Annotated in this window: 13 protein-coding genes; 4 read left to right on the top strand and 9 right to left on the bottom strand. The window is 69.5% G+C overall.

The window, feature by feature from the left end:
* Positions 1-26: 26 nt before the first annotated feature.
* The 3 genes from B141_RS0133140 to B141_RS0133130 all read right to left on the bottom strand — a co-directional run bounded on the left by B141_RS0133140 (position 27) and on the right by B141_RS0133130 (position 4,246).
* Positions 27-1,067: a hemolysin family protein gene (locus B141_RS0133140; RefSeq protein ID WP_020579489.1), complete on the bottom strand. Its 1,041-nt coding sequence runs from the start codon at positions 1,065-1,067 to the stop codon at positions 27-29.
* Positions 1,064-2,398 carry a hemolysin family protein gene (locus B141_RS0133135; RefSeq protein WP_020579488.1) on the bottom strand — a complete coding sequence of 445 codons (1,335 nt, stop codon included), beginning with the start codon at positions 2,396-2,398 and terminating at the stop codon, positions 1,064-1,066. The genes B141_RS0133140 and B141_RS0133135 overlap by 4 nt, the downstream gene beginning before the upstream one ends.
* Before the next feature lie 408 nt (positions 2,399-2,806).
* Positions 2,807-4,246: a helix-turn-helix transcriptional regulator gene (locus tag B141_RS0133130; RefSeq protein ID WP_026257792.1), complete on the bottom strand. Its 1,440-nt coding sequence runs from the start codon at positions 4,244-4,246 to the stop codon at positions 2,807-2,809.
* 145 nt (positions 4,247-4,391) lie between these two features.
* Between B141_RS0133130 and aceA the strand changes: the two genes are divergently transcribed.
* A complete protein-coding gene (gene aceA / locus B141_RS0133125; protein ID WP_020579486.1) occupies positions 4,392-5,735 on the top strand; it encodes an isocitrate lyase in 1,344 nt (447 codons plus the stop codon).
* A 272-nt stretch (positions 5,736-6,007) separates the two neighbouring features.
* Here the strand turns inward: aceA and B141_RS0133120 are convergent, their stop codons facing one another.
* The 4 genes from B141_RS0133120 to B141_RS0133105 all read right to left on the bottom strand — a co-directional run bounded on the left by B141_RS0133120 (position 6,008) and on the right by B141_RS0133105 (position 10,046).
* Positions 6,008-6,811, bottom strand: a complete 804-nt coding sequence (locus B141_RS0133120) for an SGNH/GDSL hydrolase family protein (protein ID WP_020579485.1) — start codon at positions 6,809-6,811, stop codon at positions 6,008-6,010.
* Positions 6,812-7,006: 195 nt separating this feature from the next.
* Positions 7,007-7,858, bottom strand: a complete 852-nt coding sequence (locus B141_RS44140) for a sugar phosphate isomerase/epimerase family protein (protein ID WP_020579484.1) — start codon at positions 7,856-7,858, stop codon at positions 7,007-7,009.
* Between the two features lie 172 nt (positions 7,859-8,030).
* Entirely contained in the window at positions 8,031-9,023 is a 993-nt protein-coding gene (locus B141_RS46510) for a BadF/BadG/BcrA/BcrD ATPase family protein (protein ID WP_020579483.1), read from the bottom strand.
* Positions 9,024-9,104: 81 nt separating this feature from the next.
* Positions 9,105-10,046 (bottom strand): Ppx/GppA family phosphatase, encoded by a 942-nt coding sequence (locus B141_RS0133105; protein ID WP_020579482.1) that lies wholly within the window; start codon positions 10,044-10,046, stop codon positions 9,105-9,107.
* A 198-nt stretch (positions 10,047-10,244) separates the two neighbouring features.
* Between B141_RS0133105 and B141_RS0133100 the strand changes: the two genes are divergently transcribed.
* Positions 10,245-11,027 (top strand): DUF3109 family protein, encoded by a 783-nt coding sequence (locus tag B141_RS0133100; RefSeq protein WP_051114252.1) that lies wholly within the window; start codon positions 10,245-10,247, stop codon positions 11,025-11,027.
* A 27-nt stretch (positions 11,028-11,054) separates the two neighbouring features.
* The gene (locus tag B141_RS0133095; protein ID WP_020579480.1) at positions 11,055-11,753 is read left to right on the top strand and encodes a class I SAM-dependent methyltransferase; all 699 of its coding nucleotides are present in this window, start codon (positions 11,055-11,057) and stop codon (positions 11,751-11,753) included.
* Between the two features lie 25 nt (positions 11,754-11,778).
* On the opposite strand, the gene B141_RS0133090 is transcribed toward B141_RS0133095, so the two are convergent.
* Positions 11,779-12,264: an SAM-dependent methyltransferase gene (locus B141_RS0133090; protein WP_202806000.1), complete on the bottom strand. Its 486-nt coding sequence runs from the start codon at positions 12,262-12,264 to the stop codon at positions 11,779-11,781.
* Positions 12,265-12,372: 108 nt separating this feature from the next.
* On the opposite strand from B141_RS0133090, the gene radA reads away from it, so the two are divergent.
* Positions 12,373-13,776, top strand: a complete 1,404-nt coding sequence (gene radA / locus B141_RS0133085; protein WP_020579478.1) for a DNA repair protein RadA — start codon at positions 12,373-12,375, stop codon at positions 13,774-13,776.
* A gap of 878 nt (positions 13,777-14,654) precedes the next feature.
* Here radA and B141_RS44130 read toward each other — a convergent pair.
* Complete coding sequence (locus tag B141_RS44130) at positions 14,655-17,321, bottom strand: family 78 glycoside hydrolase catalytic domain (protein ID WP_020579477.1); 2,667 nt, start codon at positions 17,319-17,321, stop codon at positions 14,655-14,657.
* Between the last annotated feature and the right edge of the window lie 244 nt (positions 17,322-17,565).

Genomic DNA, 17,565 nt, shown 5'->3' with positions numbered 1-17,565 from the left:
GCTACGCCCACCCGCCCGCCCGGTCGTCACAGCTCGGAGCCCTGCGGGTGCCGGGAGGGCACGAGGTTCAGGAGTACGTCGTCGAGGGTCAGGATCCCGATCGTCGTGCCCTGCTCGTCGTCGATCCGGGCGAGGTGGCTCGCGCCGTTGCGCAGCGCGGCGAGGACGTCGACGAGCGGTGTCGTCGCGGGAATCGCCGGCAGGGGTCGGATCCGCTCCGCGGGCACCGGCCAGGTCCACTGGTCACCGGCCACGGCCAGGACGTCCTTGAGGTGCACGTAGCCGGACAGGTCACCGCGTTCGTCACGGCGCGGGAATCGCGAGTGGCCCGTGCTGGCAGCCAGCGCCTCGATCTCGGCGGGGGTCGTGTCGGGACCAGCGAGGACCACGGAGTCCAGTGGGATCACGACATCGGAGGCAGTGCGCTCGGCGAACGACAGGGCCTCGGCGGTGAGCCGGTGCTCGTCGGGGTCGAGCAGGCCCTCCCGCCGTGACTCGGCGAGCAGATGGCCGACCTCCTCGTGTGTCACCGCGTCGGACACCTCGTCTCGCGGGGTGACCCGCACCAGCCAGAGGAGGGCGTTCGCGATGCCGTTGAGCGCGCTGATCACCGGCCGGATCGCCCGCACCATCGCGCCCAACACCGGGCCGAGCGCCAAGGCGGCCTCGTCCGGTGCGGCCAGGGCGAGGTTCTTGGGCACCATCTCCCCGATCACCACGTGGAGCGCCACCACGATCACCAACGCGATCGTGAGCGCGACCGGATGGACCGCCGCCGCGGGCAGGCCGAGGGAGTGGAACGCGGGTTCGAGGAGGTGCGCCACCGCGGGTTCGGCCACCGCGCCGAGGCCGACGGTGCACAGGGTGATGCCAAGCTGCGCGCCCGCCATCATGAGCGAGACCCGGCGGATCGCCCACATGGTCGCGCGGGCCCGCCGGGAGCCCTTCTCGACCAGGGGCTCGATCTGGCTGCGGCGTACTGACACGAGCGCGAACTCCGCGCCGACGAAGAACGCGTTGCCGGCCAGCAACACCAGAGCCACCAGCAGCGCGACGCCGTTGCTCATCGCTGACCGCCCGGTGGGTGTGGGTTCGTACCCTCCGGCGCCGGCTCGATCCGCACCTGGTCGATGCGACGGCCGTCCATGCGTTCGACGGTGACGACGAGACCGTCGATGACGAGCGACTCTCCGGCCCACGGCACCCGGCCGAACTCCTGGAGCACCAGTCCGGCGATCGTTTCGTACCTGTGGTGCGCCTCGGGCAGCCTGAGCCCGGTCAGGGCGTGGAGCTCGTCGGGCCGCAGCAGGCCGGAGACGATCCAACCCGCGCCCACCCGGCGATACACCGGCCGTGGCTGGTCGTGCTCGTCCGACACCTCGCCGACGATCTCCTCCACGACGTCCTCGAACGTCGCGATCCCCGCCGTACCGCCGTACTCGTCGGCGACGACCGCCAACTCGGTCCCGTGGTCACGCAGGGCCCAGAGCACCTCGTCGAGCGGCGCTGTGTCAGGCACCCGCAGTGGCGGACTCGCCAGCGGGCCGACCATCGTCGAGTCACGGGCCTCGCGGGGTACGGCGACCGCCTGGCTCAGCTCGATGACCCCCACGATGTCGTCAAGGTCAGCGCCGGCGACGGGAAACCGGGAGATTCCGTGCTCGCGGGCGAGCTCGATGACCCGGCGTACCCGATCGGTGGCGTGCACCCAGACGAGACGGGTCCGCGGCGTCATCACGTCCCGCGCCTGCTTGTCGTCGAACCGCAGCATGCGTTCGACGAGCGCCGCCGTCGAGGGCGGCAGGGAGCCCGACTCAGCCGACGAGCGTACGACCGAGGCCAGCTCCTCGGGGCCGCGCGCGGAGGCGAGCTCCTCCTGCGGCTCGATACCAAGCGCGCGGACGATCCGGTTGGCGGCGGCGTTCAGCAACGTCGTCAGCGGTCGGGTGAACGCCGTGAACGCCCGCTGCGGCGCCTGCACCACGCGGGCGACACCGAACGGGTGGGCGATCGCGAGATTCTTGGGCACCAGCTCGCCCAACACCATCGTCGCCACGGTCACCAGACCGAGCGCGAGCGCGAACGCGACACCGGTCACGGCCGCGCTCGGAACACCGACCGCTCCCAGCGGGCCGGCGATCAGCCGGGCCACCGAGGGCTCGGCCAGCCAGCCGATGACGAGGTTGGTGAGAGTGATCCCGATCTGGGCGCTCGACAGGTGGGTCGACAGGGAACGCAGCGCCGATCGCACCCCGCGGGCGCCCGGGACACCGGCGTCGGCCGCGCGTTCGACCGTCGGGCGGCTGACCGTCACCAGCGAGAACTCCGCCGCGACGAACACCCCGCAGACCAGCATCAGCAGGATCGCGGTGGCGAGCAGCAGCCAGGTCGTCAGCATCAGCGCACCCCGCGCTCCTGTTTCTGTTCAGGTCGGGAGTGGCCTGCAGGCGCGGGTATGGCCGTCGGATCAGGCGCGGGCGGAGTGCCCACGGGATCTGACGCGGGCGGAGTGGCCGCGGAACCTGGTGAGCCTTCCATGTCCTTCTCGGGTACGCGGGGGCGGTGCATCTGGGACCAAGGGTACGACCCGGCCGGCGCGGCCGCTGGCAGAGCCGAACGGACCGGTTCTGGGTCGGCAGCACCCTTGGCCAAGAGCGCCGTACAGGGTCCACCGGCGAAATGATCACGTAAACGTGGTCATTACCCGCCTTGCATGGCATCGACACCATGCGAAGCCCCCAATGACCACGTGTACGTGATCGTTTGTGCCCGGACCCTACGCTTCCAGCCAGCCGTTGGGCATTCGTCAGTCGGGCGGGGCGTGCTGGTCGAGGAACGCGTAGACGTCCGTCTCGTCGACGCCGGGGAACGACCCGGGCGGGAGTACGGCGAGCACGTGGGAGTGCGCCCGGGCCGACGGCCAGGCCATGCCCGACCAGCGGTCGGCCAGCGGCGCGGGCGGGCGCTGGCAGCACGGCCCCGCCGGGCAGCGGGAGGTGGCGCGGTTGGTGGTCTCGCGCCCCCGGAACCACCGCGAGTCGTCGTACGGCACGCCGAGCGTCACCGCGAAGTTCCGTTCGCGGCCGGGATCGACATGGGCCACGCACCAGTGGGTGCCCTCGGGGGTGTCGGTGTACTGGTAGTAGGCGGAGTACCGGTCCGGGGACGAAAAGACCCGCCGGCCCGCCCAGTGCCGGCACATCCGCTGCCCCTCGATGGCGCCGGAGGAGTCCGACGGAAAGACCAGCCCGTCGTTCTCGTACGCCTTGTAGATCGTGCCGGCCTCGTCGTTGCGGACGAAGTGGCAGCGCACGCCGAGGTGCTTCGTGGCCAGGTTGGTGAACCTGTGGGCGGCCATTTCGTACGACACGGAGAACACGTCCCGCAGGTCCTCGACGGCGAGGTCCCGGTCGTCCCTCGCCCGCCGCAGGAACGGCACGGCGACCTGTTCGGGCACGAGCACCGCGGCGGCGAAGTAGTTGGCCTCGACCCGCTGGCGCAGGAAGTCGGCGAAGTCGCGGGGTTGCTCGTGGTCGAGGACGAAGTGGCCGAGAGTCTGGAGCAGGATCCCGCGTGGCGTGTGCATCCCGAGCGACTCGCGGCGGAGGTAGATGCACCGGTGGCGCAGGTCCGCGATGGAGCGGACTGACCGTGGCAGGTCCTCGGCGTACCGCACGCTGAATCCGCAGTGCAGCACGATCGCCGCGACGAGCGCGTCTGACAGCGTGCCGCTGCGATATCCCACCGCGTCCAGCATCCCGACGGCAAGCTGCTCGATCTCGGGGAAGTAGTTGCCCCGCTGCCGCATCTGCCGCCGCAACTCGGCGTTGGCGACCCGCGCCTCCTCCGGGGTGGCCGTCGGCTTGGTGTCGCGGCGCCGGAGTTCGGTGTACAACGCGGCGAGGTGTTCGAGCACCTCGATCGGGACGCGCGGGCCGACCCTGAGGTAGGGCAGCTCGAGCCCGCGGTAGAGCGGCTCCTGCTGGGAGTCCTCGAGCGCGATCTCCAGCTCCGCCCGGCGGCTCGGAGGCGCCGGTGAGAGCAGGTCGTCGAGGGGTACGTCGAGAGCGTCCGCGAGCGCGCTGATGAGAGAGAGCTTGGGTTCGCGCCGGCCGTTCTCGATCAGGGACAGCTGGGACGGTGCCCGACCAACCCGGGCACCCAACTCGGCAAGGGTGAGGCGGCGCGTCCGACGCAGATGCCGCAGTCGCTGCCCAAAGGTCGCAAGATGCAGATCTGTTGGCAATTTCAGCCATCCTTTCATGCTGAACGAACGGCGTGAGTTCATCGTAGGAGAAGAACGCTCGAAGTTTCCACCGCAGATCGGCCCGCCTTCGGTCGTACCCGTCCGAGACTCAGACAGAGGTCCACCAAATGGGAGGGTGAGCGCGATGACGCCAACGGAGACGACGTCAAGCGGAACGAACACCACGACTCAGGACGAGCCGGAACCGGCGGCACGCTCTCTCACCGAGCAGCTACAGAGAAGCTGGGAGAGCGACCCACGGTGGAAGGGCATCAAGCGGACCTACAGCGCCGAGGACGTCGTACGCCTGCGCGGCTCGGTCCAGGAGGAACACACCCTCGCCCGGCTGGGAGCGGAGCGGCTGTGGCGCCTCCTCCACACAGAGGACTACATCAACGCACTCGGGGCGCTGACGGGCAACCAGGCCGTGCAGCAGGTACGCGCCGGACTGAAGGCGATCTACCTGTCCGGCTGGCAGGTCGCGGCCGACGCGAACCAGGCCGGCCAGACCTATCCCGACCAGAGCCTCTACCCCGCGAACTCCGTGCCGCAGGTCGTTCGCCGGATCAACAACGCACTGCTCCGGGCCGACCAGATCACCTGGGCAGAGGGCGACCGCGACGCGCCGTACTGGCTGGCCCCGATCGTGGCCGACGCGGAGGCGGGGTTCGGCGGCGTGCTGAACGCGTTCGAACTCATGCGCGCGATGATCGCCGCGGGCGCGGCCGGCGTGCACTGGGAGGATCAGCTTGCCTCGGAGAAGAAGTGCGGCCACCTGGGTGGAAAGGTCCTGATCCCGACCGGCCAGCACATCCGTACCCTCAACGCGGCCCGGCTCGCCGCCGACGTGTGCGGCGTACCCTCGCTGATCGTCGCGCGGACGGACGCGCAGGCCGCGACGCTGGTGACCAGCGACATCGACGAGCGGGACCGGGAGTTCGTGACCGGCGAGCGGACGGCTGAGGGGTTCTACCGCGTCCGCAACGGCCTGCCCGCCTGCATCGCGCGGGGCCTCGCCTACGCGCCGTACGCCGAACTGCTGTGGATGGAAACCTCCAAGCCCGACCTCGACGTGGCGCGGGAGTTCGCCGAGGCGATCAAGGCGGAATACCCCGACCAGATGCTCGCCTACAACTGCTCACCGTCGTTCAACTGGAAGAAGCACCTCGACGACGGGACGATCGCGAAGTTCCAGCGGGAGCTGGGCGAGATGGGATACACCTTCCAGTTCATCACCCTGGCGGGCTTCCACGCGCTGAACCACTCGATGTTCGAGCTCGCGCATGGGTACGCCGGAGATGGCATGACGGCGTACGTCGCTCTGCAGGAGCGCGAGTTCGCGGCCGAGCGGGACGGCTACACCGCGACCAGGCACCAGCGCGAGGTGGGGACGGGCTACTTCGACCTGGTGAGCACCGCGATCTCTCCGCAGTCGTCGACGACGGCGCTGACGGGCTCGACGGAGGAGGAGCAGTTCAGGTCGGCCTGATCAGCTGACCTGATCAGCTGGCTGACCTGGCCGGCGGTCGCGACCGCACGAAGACGGCGATGGCGCGTGGGAATGGGGGGTCATCGCCGTCTCCGTGCGGTCGCCTCTGAGAAATAGGCGGTACTCAGTAAGACCGCGCAAGGTAACCCGCACGTTGTCAGAGGTTTATCGGCCAAGAGACCGAGAAACCTCTGACAACCCAACAAGCTCAGAGGCCTTGTCTCATATCGCGGGCGCGGGCCTGACGGTTGATCAACGGTCCGCAAAGGCGGTCAGCTTCGCAGGGCGGATTCCACCAGGTTGGCGTACCCCGTCTGCCCACTCCGGTTGGGGTGATAGGACTCGCTGATCGGGTTGGACAGACCGTTGAGCCATTCCACGGTGTCACAGACCGCGTGGCCGGTGAACGGTCCCCGCGCGTCGACGAACCTGAACCCGTGTGCCGCCGCCCGACCCGCGATCGTCGTCACCAACAAATCGGCACTGGCGTTGAGTGCGCTCTGCTCACCCGGGCTGATCCGGGCCGCGAGATTGCATTCCCGGCCGTTGAAGAGGCGCGGATATCCCACGACGACCACCCGCGCGTTGGGCGCGGCAGCCCTGATCGCCGAATAGAGTCCGTCGAGCCGACCCGGCAGGGTGTTACGGATGAACGAATTCGCGGCGTCGATCTCGCCCCAGCAGGTCGTCGGCCAGGGCTGGGCGCATTTCAGAAGGACAGACGACCACCCGGTGTCATTTCCGCCGACCGAGACGGTGACGTAGGTCGTCGCGGAATTCAGGCTGCCCAACTGACCATTTCGAACGTCGGCGACCTTCGCACCCGAACAGGCCGCGAACGTCAACCTGGCGCTGAGCCGGGCGGCGTCCAACACCGGATAGGCGTACGGAGAACGCTTGCAGTTCGTGCCGTCGGAGTAATAGCTGCGGGTGCCCACGCCGGACGAATACGAGTCACCCAGCGCGGTGTATGTGGGAGTGGCGGCGCCGGCGGGAATACCGGTCGCGATCAGCGATCCGGTAGCGAACCCGAGGAGTACGAGAAGTCTGAACGCCTGATGCCGAATCCTGACCATCACCGGACCTCTTTTCGCCGGCTGCGCCCGAAATCCGGATGTGCGCAGGTAGGCGCCCGGATTTGGGAAGGGATGTCCTAGTCAGGATGGGCGAAAGAGACATTCAGGGCAAGAGGCTGCCCGAAAGAAGTTCACGGCGCGGGTCCGGGAGGCGGGTGAGCATCCCGGGAGAGAGAACGTAGCGGCGACTCGGAGTCAGCCGGACGTGCCGCCGCCGACCGCCTCGATGGTGCCGTCGACGGTCACGGCGTAGGAAGGAACGACGGGAGCCGCGAAGTTGAGGCGGGCGTACGCGAGTGCCTCGGCGAGGTCAGCCTCCCGCTCTGCCCGGCTGGCCGCCCGCCGGGTGTTGACCTCCAGGACGATGGAGCCGGTGAAGCCGCGCCGGGCGAGCAGCTCGAGCACCTCGGCACAGCGCTGGTTACCGCGGCCGGGCACCAGATGCTCGTCCTTGCTGGAGCCGGTGCCGTCCGCGAGGTGCACGTGGGTCAGCCGGTCGCCCAGGTCGTACGCCATCTCGTAGGCGTCCACGCCCGCCGTCGCCGTGTGGGACAGGTCGAGCGTCACCTCGGCGTAGTCGAAGTCCCGCGGGTCCCAACCCGGGAGGTACGCCTGGAGGCCCTGCCCGGCGGCCCGCCACGGGAACATGTTCTCGACCGCGAAACTGATGCCCGTTTCCTGCTGGCGTTGGGCCACCCCGGTCACGAAGTCGCGGGCGTAGTCGCGCTGCCAGCGAAACGGCGGGTGGACGACTACCACGGAGGCGCCGAGCTCCTTCGCAGCCTCCGCGCTGCGGTCGAGCTTGCCCCAGGGGTCCGTGCCCCAGACCCGCTGGGTGATCAACAGCGTGGGTGCGTGGATGGAGACGACGGGCAGCTGGTGGTAGTCGCTCAGCCGGCGCAGCGCGCTGATGTCCTGGCTCAGCGGATCGGCACCCACCATGACCTCAACGCCGTCGAACCCCAGGCGGGCGGCCAGCTCGAACGCCGTCGCGGTCGACTCGGGGTAGACCGACGCCGAGGACAGCGCGATCCGCGCGTCGGGCACCCGGACGACGACGTCCTTGCCCCGGACATGGGTAGTGGGCGCGACGGGCTGCACGGCCCCCAGCGTACGGCTACCGCGCCCGCGCGGTCCGGCGACTGCGAAGCCGGGCTCCCCCGGGCGGGCGGTTACCGCCCCTCGGGCAGCCGCTTACCGACCCCCTCAGGCAGCGGGGTTACCGCCCCTCGGGGCGGGCGGTCGCGGTCAGGTGTACGACCACACTGGCCAGGTGCGGCACCTCCGCGCTGGCGGCCAGCCGCACCGCACCGCCGAGCGAGTCGCCCTGCGGCGTACGCAACGTGGCGGCCGGGCACAGCTCGGCCATTCCGGTCGAGAACGCCTCGAAGATGACGGGAGCCCCAAGGACCCCACCGGCCCAGGAAACCGGCACACTCCCGTCGGGCGCGGCCGGGAAACCCTTACGGACGGCGGCGGTCACACTGACGGCGAGTTCCTCACCGGCGGACAGGCACAGCACCCGCGCCACCGGGTCCGCCTGCGCGACCTCGGCCACCTCTGCCGCGAACGCCGCGACGTCGGCGACCAGCGAGGGCGAGCGGTACCACGTCTTCACCGCGTCCCGCAGCGGCCGGCCGACCCGGCGTTCGGCCCGGGCCGTCAACGCGGTCGCGGCGCCCCGGCCCTCGTAGCCCGCGAGCGCGGCCCGCAGACCGGCCAGTCCCAGCGAGAACCCACCGCCGGAGTCACCGAAGAGGTAGCCCAGCCCGTCGATGTTGATCAGCTGCCCGCTTGACGTGACGGCGAGGCAGGCCACGCCGGTCCCGGCCGCCACGACGACCCCGGGCTCGCCGGCGAGGACGCCGAGGTGCGTCGTGACGTCGTCGCCTGTCAGGAGCACCTTGCGGGCGCCCAGGCGTTCGGCGACCAGCGGCGCGAGGCGTTCCCGGCTCGGCCGGTCGGACGCGCCGCCGGCAAGACCAAGAGCCACCACGTCGACGGGACCTGGCCGGCCGAGCGCCTCCCAGGCGGCGACGACCCGCTGGCACTGCTGCTCGACCGGGTCCTCACCGGCCGTCCACTGGAACCCCGGAACCGAGACCTGCTCGCGCAGCGGCGGAACCGGCTGGTCCGACTCCTGGAGGACGCCCATCCGGAGCATGGTCTGTCCGCCGTCGACCACCAACCGGACACCGAAGTCCCGCGTCACGCGACGTCCCTCATCACATGAAGACCCCCATCACGCGCAGACCCCCATCAGGCGACGGCCTCCCTCACGCGGACAGCTCTGTCATGCGAAGTCCTCCGGCTCCATCGTGTCGAGGTGCCGGAGGATCACACCCTCACGCAGCGCCCAGGGACACGCCTCGAGTTCCTCAGCCCCGAACAGATCCATGGCCGCGTCAGCGACGATCGCGCCAGCGAGGAGTTGGTGCGCGCGTCCCGGTGAGACGCCAGGCAGTTCGACCCGCTCCCCCGCCGACATGGCGGCCAGCTTCGGGATCCACTGCTCCAGCACGCTCCGCGCCATCACCCGCTTGACGTAGGGCCCTTCGGACGACGGCGCCGCGCCGCAGACCCGGACCAGCTGGCGGAAGGTCTTCGACGTACCCACCACATGGTCCGGCGCACCGAACCGCACCACCAGACCGGCGTGCCGCGCGATCTCGGCTCGGACGTACTTGCGCAACGCCCGCACCTCGTCGCGGTCCGGCGGGTCGGACGTGAACCAGTCACGCGTCAGGCGACCCGCACCCAGCGGCATCGACAGCGCGGCGTCGGGGTCCTCGTCGACACCGATGCCGATCTCCAGCGACCCGCCGCCGACGTCGAACACCAGCAGCCGGCGCGAGGACCATCCGAACCACCTGCGCACGGCGAGGAAGGTGAGCCGGGCCTCCTCCGCACCGGGCAGAACGGAGAGTTCGACGCTGGTCGACTCGGCGACCGCACGGAGGACGTCGTCGCCGTTGGTCGCCTCCCGGATGGCAGAGGTGGCGAACGCCAGAACCGACTGGCACCCCTTGTCCTCACCGATCTCGAGCGCCTCGGCCACGAACCGCTCGAGTGCCGCCCGCCCGGCGTCGGAGATAGCGCCCTGGTCGTCGAGGTGCTCGGCGAGCCGGAGCTCGGCCTTGTGGGAGTAGGCCGGAAGGGGTCGGGCACCGGGGCGCGCGTCGACCACGAGGAGATGGACGGTGTTGGAGCCCACGTCGAGCACGCCAAGCCGCATGAGTTGACGCTACCCGGTTAGGCCCGACCGGCGCTCCGCAGCGCCCGGGCTGGTCAGGGGTGGAGCCCATCTGGACACAAACCCGTCCAGGTCAGGACTGGCCGCGGCGATCGAGCTGGTACGGCGCGGCGTGACCTCCGCGAGCCGGTCCGGCGGGGCGCGGCTGTGCGCGGACGGCCGGGGCGTAGGGTTCGGGGCGTGCCCGAGGTATCGCTTGACTTCCCTCGCGCGTGGGTGGAGTTCACCGACCCCGACGACGCCGACCAGGTCTTCCGCTGTGACCTCACCTGGCTCACGTCCCGGTGGAACTGCATCTTCGGCGCCGGCTGTCCTGGCATCTTCACCGAACAACCCGACGCCGGGTGCTGCGTACTCGGCGCCCACTTCGCGGACAAGGCGGACGAGAAGCGCGTCCGCGGCTTCGTCAAGAAGCTCACCGCCGAGGACTGGCAGCTACGCGCCGAAGGCAGCAAGAACGGCTGGATCGAGACCGACGAGGACGGCGACCGCAAGACCCGCGTCTACGACGGCGCCTGCATCTTCCACAACCGGCCGGGGTTCGAGGGCGGCACCGGCTGCTCCCTGCACAAGTACGCGCTGCGTACCGGCCTCCATCCGATGGAGACCAAGCCGGAGGTGTGCTGGCAGCTTCCCATCCGGCGGCTCTACCGCGACGTCGAACTCACCGACGGCACCACCTACACCGAGGTGACGATCACGGAGTACGACCGGCGCGGATGGGGGCCCGGCGGCCACGACTTCGATTGGTACTGCACGGGCAACACCGAGGCGCACACCGCGCGCGAGCCGCTCTACCTGTCCAACAAGGCCGAGCTGGTCGAGCTCATGGGCAAGGGTGCGTACGACGAAGTCGTCAAGCACTGCGAGGCCCATCTCGCCGCCCGGGAACGGCTGGCCCCGCATCCCGCGGACCCGCTGCGGGCCAAGGCGAAGGCGTCCCGCGCCCGCAAGCTCACCTGAGCCACGGGTCAGGTCAGAGCCTTCGACATGCCGCGGATCGCGAAGGGCGCCCGGCCGAGCCCCAACATCTGGAACAGCCCCGGGACCTACGAACTCGAGAACCTCGCCGTCGACCCCGACCGGGTGATCGAGTCCGCCATGCTCGAACGCCGACCCTTGACCGGCGCCCGTGTCCTCGACGTCGGCTGCGGCAGCGGTTTTCACCTGCCGGGGTTCGCGGCGCAGGCCGCGCGGGTGATCGGTGTGGAGCCCCATGGGGACCTCGTCGACCGGGCCCGCCGGCGGTGTGCGGGGTTGCGCAACGTGGAGGTCCGGCAGGGTTCCGCGCAGCTGCTGCCGGTCCCCGACGCCTCCGTCGACGTCGTACACGCGCGGTGGGCGTACTTCTTCGGGCCCGGGTGCGAGCCTGGGTTGGCCGAGCTTCGCCGGGTGGTACGCCGCGGCGGTGCGGCGTTCATCATCGACAACGACGCGACCCGGAGCACCTTTGGTGGGTGGTTCCGCGCGGCGTTCCCGAAGTACGACGCCCGCGAGGTCGAACGCTTCTGGGCGCGCCAGGGCTGGTCCCGCGAGCCCCTCGACATCCGCTGGCGCTTCGAGCGGCGGGAGGACTTCGAGTCGGTGGTCAGGATCGAGTTCCGGCCCGAGGTCGCCGAATGGGTGGTCGCGAACCACCCCGGCCTCGAGGTCGACTACGCCGTCAACCTGTGGTGGCGCGCGTTCTGAACGCCGCCACTCTTCCCCGCGGCGGCTAGTAGTAGGTACGCATGAGTTCGCGGATCCACGCGGGTTCCTTGACAGGTCCGCGTGGCCCGAACTCCTCGACGTACGGTTTGACGTCCAGGATCGGCGTTCCGTCCACCGCGTCGAGCCCACGGACCGTCAATGTCAGGCCGTCAATGCCCACAAGCTCGCAACAGGACACGCCAAGGTGATTGAGTCGATGCGGGCTGTGATCGGCGAGAACGCCGACGCGTGGCCAGTGCGGGTTGCTTCGTGGATGTGCGGCGCCCACGCGGGTTCGGGTCGAGCGGTGGAAGAAATAGACCACCTCGAGGTGCGAGAACGCCACCAGCCCGAGGGTCGCCTCAGGCTCCAGGAGCGCGTCGTCGAGCACGATCCGCGCCGTGACATCGGACCAGTCATTCTCACGGATTTCCTGACGTCCGCCGACCACGACGCCGATGGGCACCATCGTGATACCTGTGCTCACATCTGTTTTGGTCTGTGTGCTCACAGTTCCTCAGCCTAAGTCGTCCGGCCGAACTCGCCTACCAGAAATTCCGGGCGGCCCGGCCGGAGTTGGCGCCTGAATTGTCGGAGCCGCACCCTAGCCTTGCTCCTCATGGCCAGAGCAACGATCTCCCGCTCCCCCAAACCCGCCTACCGCTGCGGCGAATGCGGCTGGCAGACCGTCAAATGGATCGGCCGCTGCGGTGAGTGCCAGGCATGGGGCACCGTCGAGGAGGTCGGCGGCGCCAAGGTGACCATCACGGCCGCCGGGCCCGTCAGCGAGCCGGCCTTGCCGATCGGCCAGGTGGACGTCGAGGCGGCCCGCTCCGAACCCACCCGCGTGTCCGAGCTCGACCGGGTGCTCGGCGGTGGTCTCGTCCGGGGCGGTGTCATCCTGGTCGCGGGCGAGCCGGGGGTCGGCAAGTCCACCTTGCTCCTGGAGGTGGCCGCCGAGCGGGCCCGGTCGGGTGGGCGCAGCCTCTACGTGTCGGGGGAAGAATCCACTGCGCAGGTACGCCTTCGCGCCGAACGCATCGACGCCCTCGCACCCACTCTCTACCTCGCCGCCGAGACCGACCTCTCCGCCGTGCTGGGCCACATCGACGCCGTCCAGCCCGACCTCATCGTGCTCGACTCCGTTCAGACGGTGGCTTCCGCGGCCGTCGACGGCGCCCAGGGTGGCGTGACTCAGGTGCGCGAGGTCGCGTCCGCGTTGATCCGGGTCTCCAAGGAACGCGGCATCGCGACCCTGCTCGTCGGCCATGTCACCAAGGACGGCTCGATCGCGGGGCCGCGGGTGCTCGAGCACCTGGTTGACGTCGTACTCCACTTCGAAGGCGACCGGCACTCCCGGCTGCGGATGGTCCGCGCGGTCAAGAACCGCTTCGGCCCCTCCGATGAGGTCGGCTGCTTCGACTTCGCCGACGGCGGGCTGCGGAGCCTCCCCGACCCGAGCGGGTTGTTCCTGACCCGCCGTCCGGATCCCGTTCCGGGCAGCTGCGTCACCGTGACGGTCGAAGGCAAGCGTCCCTTGCTCGCCGAGGTGCAGGCGCTGGTCGCGCCGTCCGCACTGGCCAGCCCGCGCCGGGCGACGTCCGGGCTGGATTCGAGCCGGCTCGCCATGGTGCTCGCCGTCCTCGAGCGCCGCGGCCGCCTGCGGATCGGCAACCAGGACGTCTACGCCTCGACAGTCGGTGGCGTACGCCTGCGCGAGCCGGCCGCCGACCTTGCCGTGGCCCTCGCCGTGGCGAGCTCCACCACCGACCAGCCGCTGCCGCCCCTGATGATCGCCCTCGGTGAAGTGGGGCTCGCCGGCGAGCTACGCCCGGTGACCGGGGTGCAGCGACGGCTGGCCGAGGCGGTACGCCTGGGCTTCACGGAGGCGCTCGTACCCCCCGACAGCGGCCCCGCACCCGACGGCATCCGGGTCAAGGAGGTGCCACACCTCGGTGAGGCGCTCCACGTCGCCGCCCGGCTGGGCACCGTCGTGAGCCTCCCCCGCCGCCCCACCTCGTAGGGGTCGCACGGACAGGATTTCGCCGGGTGGTTGACCCGCGCCCTTTGCGTACGGATGGCGGATTCAGCAGCCCACCGTCGCGGCTTCTTTGCGGATGCAGCTGCGCCACGTCGGGGCGTTGGCACGGGTGGCGTCTCACCTTGTGTACACCTTCTCCGGCGCGAGGCAGGGCATCTTCCCGCCAGGCAAGGGGAATTCAGCTTGCTTCGCAGGAAGTCGCCACGCGAGGTCCCGCCAGTCGTGGCTCCGTGCTCGGGCGAAGTTGATCAACGGTCCGCAAATCGGGCGCTCCCCGCGGTGGGCGTCCGAATCCGGGGCCGTTGATCAACTTCGCTCCAACAACTCCAGGAGCCGCGCCCCGGAAGATTGGTTTTGAATAAGGTTCAGTGGCAACTTCCCACGAAGCGCGCTGGATTCGCCCGGCAGGGTAGGGAAAGGCGCGTCAGGGCACGCCAATCTCAGGCCAACTAAGATTGTGAAGACTTTAGGGTGCTACAACACCCCGAAGCCTTCACAATCTTGCCGAATAGATGCTACGGACTGCGGGTTTACTCAAAGCTCGTTGTCTTGGGACCTGGTGACGATCTGGCAGCTCGGTTCCATCGTCGGCGAGGTGTGAGTTCGCGGCGGCGACCAGCCGGGCTTCTCAAGGAGCGGGTGGCGATCGCGGCGAACAGACACCGACCTCGTCGAATCTTGAGTAGATGCCCACTTTTGCGCGGGAACTGGGCATCTACTCGAGGTTCGACGCAAGGCCCTTCAGATCTGCCCGCGATATGAGACAAGCCCTTTGGTCAGCCCGAGCTGTCATAGGTTTCTCGGTCTCTTAAGAGACCGAGAAACCTATGACAACTCGGGGGTGCCAGCCGAAGACCGGGTCAGCTCTCTGACTCGAAGGTGTGGGCGCCCGGGCCGCACTCGTGTACGGCGTACCCTCCACCGGCCTGAGGTACGTGCACCTCACCCGTCACACCCGGTGGAAGCTCGACCGTCACCTCGAAGCCGTCCCCACGTCGCCGCCACGCGGACGCGACCCGACCACGGATGGTGTCAAGGCGCACCTGCGCCCGCCCCAACGCCCGCGGCGGCACCGGGCGCACCCGCACCCGCGCATATCCGGGCGCTGCCGGGCGTACGCCGGCGAGGTCCTCGATGAACCACTGGTCGACGTGCCCGAAGAAATGGTGGTTACGCGAGCGGGAATCGGCCTGCCAGTGCTCATACAACGCGGTCGCGCCCTGCTCCATCCAGTACCCGTAGCCCGGATATGTCCGCTGGGTCGCCACCGTGAAGGCGAGATCGACGTGATCGTGCCGGGTCAGCAACGGGAACAGGAACTTCGTCCCGATCACCCCGGTGTCAAGGTGATCCTGACGGGCGTGAATATCCGCCACCAGGTTGGCCAGGACCTGGTCGTACGCGGCCTCTGGCACCAGCCCGAACCACAGCGCGATCACGTTCGCCGCCTGGCGATAGTCGGTCGGCCGTTCACCGTGATAGGTCGCGGTCGCGGCGTCGTAGAACGTCCGGTTGAAGCCCGCCCGGACCCTCGCGGCGACTTCGGCGTACCCCGCAAGGTCGTCTTGACGCCCCAGGACAGTCGCGATCTCGCCAAGGAGTTGCGCGAACCGGAAGGTGTAGGCCGTCTCATAAATTCCCGGCCCCTCCGGCGGCATCCCGTGATGGCCCGGCGGCAGCCAGTCTCCGAGACCGACCAGCACCACCTCGTCGCGAACAAAACCCTCGACCAGATAGTCGAGATAGCGGCGCTGCCGGTCATAGTGCCGCTCCAGCACCCGGATGTCGCCGTAATGCTGGTACATCACCCACGGAATTTCGACGTACGCCACATCCCAGGCCGGGATCGGCGCGCGGATTCCCGACTTCTCGTCACCGTGATATCCCCAACCGCTCGTGGGCACGATCGGGGGAAACTCGCCGTTCGGTTTCTGGGCGTCCGCCCAGTCCCCCAGCCACTTCGTGTAGAAGCGCGGCAGGTGGAAGTTGTACGCCGCGACATCGGCGGTCAGATGCGCGTCGCCGGTCCAACCGTTCTTTTCGAAGACCGGCGTGTCCGTCGGAATTCCGTGCAAGTTGTTGAGCACCGCCCACCTGGTGGCCGCATGGATCCGGTTCACCAGGTCGTCGTCACACTCGAATTCGCCCGTCGACGCCACTGCGGTGTGCACCACGATCCCGGTCAGGTCGGTGAGTTCCGGCGGCTCCGGCAGCCCTTCCACCTGGACGTACTGAAAACCTTTGTATGAGAACCGCGGCTCGTAGATCTCAACCCCTCCGCCGCGGAGCACGTACGTGTCGGTCTGCATGTCGCGATAGATGTGGCCCTGTTTGATATCGACGGTGCCATCATCGAGCAGGCGTTCGCCGTAACGCACCTGGATCTCGGTGCCCGCCGGCCCCGACAGGCGAAGCCGCGCCCACCCGGCGAACTGCTGCCCGAGGTCGAACACCTGAACCCCCGGCACGGGCTCCCGCAGCCCCACCGGCCCGACCTCACCGAGCGGCTCGATCGGCTCCACCCGCTGCGACCGCAGCACGCCTTTCGGCGCCGCGGCCGGCACCGCGGAGACCCACGCGGAGTCGTCGAACCCCACCCCGGCCCAGCCGGGCACCTCCTGCCGCGCGTCGTACCGCTCCCCGGCGTACAACGAGTCCTCCTGGATCGGCCCGTCGGCCGTCCGCCAGCTCGCGTCGGTCACGACCTGCTCGGTCCGGCCGTCGGCATACGACACGACCAGCTGCGCGAGAACCTTCGGGTGGTCCCACCAGGGCGCCTGCTCCCAGTACCACACGTTCGGGGTGGCGTCGCCGTACCGGCCGCGGCCGAGCGTCGCCGCCAGCACGTGCTCGGAACCTCCCCGGCGCACCAGGTCTGTCACGTCGTACGCCGAATAGAGGACGGTCGCGTCGTAGTTCGTGGGCGCCGGGTCCAGCACCGCCCGCCCGACCCGTTCACCGTCGAGGAAGAACTCGCCGTACCCCAGCCCGCACGCGTAGAGCCGCGCCCGCACCACGTCGCCGGCCGGCAGGTGGAACGCCTTCCGCAGGAGCGGCGCGGGCAGCGCGGCACGGGCCCCGTCGGCACCCCCACCAGCCTGGCGACTGATCCACACCGCGCCGGACCAGTCGGAGGGTTCGAGCAGCCCCATCTCGAACGCGGCCGGCTCCGACCACTCCGACATCTCGCCGTTGTCATCCCAGACCCGAACGGCCCAGACATACCGGGTCGCGGCCCGCAGCGGCGCCCCCGCGTACTCCACCTGGCACGTGCTTCCCGACTCCACCCGCCCGGAGTCCCAGACGTCGCCCTGACCTGCCGACAGGAGCGCTGGGTCGGTCGCGACGAGGACCTGGAACGCCTCCTGCGCGGGCGCCGCTCCCTCGGCGGACTCTTCGTACCTGCCGCCCTGGGGGCCCGTGAGGACCGCGCTGAGCAGCCAGGAGAAGCGTGGCTGGGCGTCATCGACGCCGATCGGGTCGTCGGCGTACTCCGTTCGCAGGCGGTACGGGACGAGAAATCTCATGCGGGGCAGGCTCCAAATCGTCGAGAGGCGACTGGCACGAATGGGACCGGTCTGGACATACGGGCTCCAGAATTCCCCGCCTGGACGGCGACACGCCGGCACTCCCGAGGCTCTCTCATGTCCACTACCGGTCAGCTCGGGCAACCTGGCGACTCCAGACCGGGGTCCTGACGTCAAACCATGAACGCGACACGACCGGGACGTTCCCCGCATGGCGCGGAGTACATCGCGAAACCCCGGCCCG

The organism is Actinopolymorpha alba DSM 45243, assembly GCF_000373925.1.
Lineage (GTDB): Bacteria > Actinomycetota > Actinomycetes > Propionibacteriales > Actinopolymorphaceae > Actinopolymorpha > Actinopolymorpha alba.
Note: the sequence above shows the minus strand (reverse complement) of the source record. Positions and strands in the feature narration are given on the sequence as shown.

Coding starts and splice junctions, on each gene's coding strand:
- B141_RS0133140 (WP_020579489.1), bottom strand. CDS start 1,067: ATGAGCAACGGCGTCGCGCTGCTGGTGGCTCTGGTGTTGCTGGCCGGC.
- B141_RS0133135 (WP_020579488.1), bottom strand. CDS start 2,398: ATGCTGACGACCTGGCTGCTGCTCGCCACCGCGATCCTGCTGATGCTG.
- aceA (WP_020579486.1), top strand. CDS start 4,392: ATGACGCCAACGGAGACGACGTCAAGCGGAACGAACACCACGACTCAG.
- B141_RS0133120 (WP_020579485.1), bottom strand. CDS start 6,811: ATGGTCAGGATTCGGCATCAGGCGTTCAGACTTCTCGTACTCCTCGGG.
- B141_RS0133105 (WP_020579482.1), bottom strand. CDS start 10,046: ATGCGGCTTGGCGTGCTCGACGTGGGCTCCAACACCGTCCATCTCCTC.
- B141_RS0133095 (WP_020579480.1), top strand. CDS start 11,055: ATGCCGCGGATCGCGAAGGGCGCCCGGCCGAGCCCCAACATCTGGAAC.
- radA (WP_020579478.1), top strand. CDS start 12,373: ATGGCCAGAGCAACGATCTCCCGCTCCCCCAAACCCGCCTACCGCTGC.
- B141_RS44130 (WP_020579477.1), bottom strand. CDS start 17,321: ATGAGATTTCTCGTCCCGTACCGCCTGCGAACGGAGTACGCCGACGAC.